The sequence below is a fragment of the Actinomadura sp. 7K534 genome (assembly GCF_004348575.1).
GTDB classification, from domain to species: Bacteria; Actinomycetota; Actinomycetes; order Streptosporangiales; family Streptosporangiaceae; genus Spirillospora; species Spirillospora livida.
Genome location: NZ_SMKB01000517.1, coordinates 1 through 879, shown reverse-complemented (window position 1 = coordinate 879; position 879 = coordinate 1). Strand labels below are relative to the sequence as shown.

General features: G+C 67.9%; 1 protein-coding gene and 1 pseudogene. One reads left to right on the top strand and one right to left on the bottom strand.

Annotated elements, in window-relative coordinates; translation table 11 throughout:
- Positions 1-154: 154 nt before the first annotated feature.
- Positions 155-373, top strand: a pseudogene (locus E1266_RS39785) (transposase); the annotation flags it as partial.
- Here the strand turns inward: E1266_RS39785 and E1266_RS37485 are convergent.
- The gene (locus E1266_RS37485; RefSeq protein WP_132055354.1) at positions 343-714 is read right to left on the bottom strand and encodes a hypothetical protein; all 372 of its coding nucleotides are present in this window, start codon (positions 712-714) and stop codon (positions 343-345) included. The pseudogene E1266_RS39785 and the gene E1266_RS37485 overlap by 31 nt on opposite strands.
- Between the last annotated feature and the right edge of the window lie 165 nt (positions 715-879).

Here is an 879-nt window from a genome sequence, read left to right as displayed (position 1 = left end):
CAAAGGCCCGACCCCGTCATGGCCGGAACGGACCGACCGCTCTTGTCGCAGCGCTACCAGCGCCGCCTACTCACCAGGTCTCCACCGCCGACCACGGGGCCGGGCCCTACCTGCTCATTAGGCCTACAACTCCGCCGAGCACCTGGCCTGACTGCGCCGGCGCGGAATCGTGCCGCGCATCGCCCGGGCCGGCGTGGAGTCCAGCGAGCGTCTGGGCCGCCACCGCTGGAAGATCGAACGGACCCTGTCCTGGCTGTTCGGCTACCGGCGCCTGACCGTCCGCTACGAACGCCACGGCCACCTGTTCAACGCCTTCCTCACCCTCGCAGCAGCCATCACCTGCTACAAGAAACTCGCCAAACTCCCCACATGAGACACGCTATTAATGGCGTCGGAGCCAGCGCTGATGAGGGGGTCGGAGGTGAGCAGGCCAGCCGCACCCTCGGCGACCAACTCCTGTTTGGCGCGGGTGCGGCCCCGGCCAGGCCCCGGCCAGGCCCCTGCTGGCGCTGCAGAGGAGCCCCCGTCGAAAGGCGCATCCCGGCTCAGCGTTTCGGGGCCGAGCACCTCCTGAAGGAACTCCATCATCTGCCCGCACTGCTGGCCGGCCCATCCGAACAGTCCCAGGCGCGGCAGGCCATAGGTGTCGAGCAACTGGCTGACCGTCCCCGCGATGGCGAACCCGGCCGCGGCGTAGACCAGCACCGCCCGCATCGCATAATCCCGATCCCCGCTGTCCTGATCGGCAGCATCCCCCTCTCTGTCAGACTGCTGTGACACAAGGGACGAACGAGTCCTTCTGATACCAAGCAGGGCGAGACAGGACGAACAGCGCAGTGACGATGACTCTCGCCGACCAGGCCGCCGTGACGACACGGC

Coding starts and splice junctions, on each gene's coding strand:
- E1266_RS37485 (WP_132055354.1), bottom strand. CDS start 714: ATGCGGGCGGTGCTGGTCTACGCCGCGGCCGGGTTCGCCATCGCGGGG.